Raw genomic sequence first — 2,087 nt, 5'->3', positions numbered from 1 at the left:
AACCGCCTTGCTGATCCTCCTCAACCACCTTACTGAACCACCTCAACCACCTTACTGATCCGCCTCAACCACATTACTGATCCACCTCAACCACCTTACAGTATGGCATGAACAGATCGCGACCGTCAGATACGTTCCCCTGTCCATCCTGAAGAAACAGATCAAGCACCACAAAGGATTGCCGGAAGCTGTCCCGCGCCTCCTGTTCACTCGGCTACGGTAGCCTGACCGAGACCTTGTGGATGCGCTTCTCGACGCCGCCCTTCACCCAGAGCTAGACGGCGTCGTAGACGTAATCTTCAGGTGGGTATCCTCCCTGGGGATAAGAGTATTCGTTTGGAGGCGGGAGGCGGCCCAGCGTATCGGGCGTGTGGGGGAAAAGCCAGGTTCCGGTCTACCCCACCTTCAGCACTCTGATTCTTCATCGATCGAGCCTGTGACCATACAGGCAGGTGTTTTGAGATGTCCTCCGGGGCAACCCTTTTTGAAGAATCCACGACAGAGGCCTTCACTGTGAGGCCATTGGAACGACCAAAACGGGGACAGAGCCCCATACAGTGGACCGTGGTGGATATCGTCATAGGGGAGGGGCCTGGCCCCCCATCTCCACAGCGAAGGCATCAGGCCTCTCAAAATCTCCGCTGTTCCGGCAACCCACTACCACAACACCCGGTGGACGGAGATTACTTGCCAAAACCCCAGACCTCGATTTCACCCGCCTCCAGTCATACCCCTTAATTACCGACCGCCCCCTAGATCATCATACGACCTATGGCTCCCGCTGCATTGAAAGATCACAAAACAGCCCTCACCGCCGCCGCCCTGCTCTTCTTCATGCTCGTGGCGGTCCTCGTCCGCGCAATCCCCCACGCCGCGCTCGTCGACGGCTCGTTCACAAGCCTCGTCGGCACCGACGCCTGGTACAACCTCCGCCAGGTCGAGGCGATGGTGGCGAACTACCCCAACTACGCCTGGTTCGACCCCATGACCGCCTACCCGACAGGAAAAGAGATCGCCTGGGGACCGCTCTTCCCCCTCATCACCGCCACCATCTGCATCATCGCCGGGGCGGCGTCCCGGCCCGATATCGTCTACGTCGCCGCGTGGGTCCCCCCGCTCCTCGCGGCCGCCGCCGTCCCGCTCGTCTACCTCATCGGGAAGACCATCGGAGATAGGTTGACCGGCCTCATCGCCGCCGGGCTCATCCCGGTCATATCGGCGTCGTTCTTCGCCCGCTCGATCTTCGGGTTCGTCGACCACCACGTCGCCGAGACCCTCTTCTCCACCCTCTTCTGCCTCGCCTACATCGCCGCGCTCGCGTATGCAGCCCGGTACCCGGTCTCGTTCCGGGAGCAGAAAACCATCCTCCCGGTCGCGCTCCTCGCCCTCGGCGCCGGGTTCGCCTACCTCCTCGGCCTCCTCGTCATGCCGACGATGATCCTCTTCGCGCTCATCGCCGGGGTCTTCACGCTGGTCCAGGCCGCGAGAAACCACCTCGACGGCACCGGATCAGAGGGGCTCCTCGTCGCAAACGCCGTCACCTTCGCCGTCCCGGCGGTCTTCCTGCCCCTCTCCGGGTTCATGGTCGACGCCCGTGCGCTCTCGCTCTACTCGGTCGCCCACGTCTACGCCTACCTCCTCCTGATCGCCGCGACCGCCCTCCTCTACGGCATCTCCGTGGCGCTCAAAGGCAAGCAGCGCGAGTACTTCGCCGCGCTTGCCGCCCTCGCCGTCGGTGCGGTCGTCTTCCTCAGGCTCTCCCCCATCGGGAAGATGATGGCAGACGGCCTCTGGGCGTTCTTCGGCCAGGGCATGGCGACCTCCGCCATCCGGGAGATGGCACCCTGGGACCCCGCACTCGCGTGGCAGAGCTTCAACGTCGGCCTTCTCCTCATCCCGGCCGGGCTCATCATCCTCGCCCTCCGGACCCGGCGCGAGAACCGCCCCGAACTCCTCTTTACGATCATCTGGTCGGTCGTCATCCTCATCGCGACCATCCAGCACCTCAGGTTCGAGTACTACCTCGCCGTGAACCTCGCGCTCCTGACGGCGGTCTTCGTCGCGTGGGCGCTCGATTACGGCTGGAA

The 2,087-nt window shown here is 63.1% G+C and carries 1 protein-coding gene; it reads left to right on the top strand.

Annotation, left to right across the window (positions count from 1 at the left end):
• Positions 1 to 786: 786 nt before the first annotated feature.
• On the top strand, positions 787 to 2,087 hold a 1,301-nt coding region (locus BP858_RS00840), incomplete at its 3' end, for an STT3 domain-containing protein (protein WP_286878590.1).

It is taken from the genome of Methanoculleus sp. UBA413, from assembly GCF_002502935.1.
In the GTDB taxonomy this organism is placed as follows: domain Archaea; phylum Halobacteriota; class Methanomicrobia; order Methanomicrobiales; family Methanoculleaceae; genus Methanoculleus; species Methanoculleus bourgensis.
The sequence above is the reverse complement of the archived record's forward strand: the minus strand, read 5'-3'. Positions and strand labels throughout refer to the sequence as shown.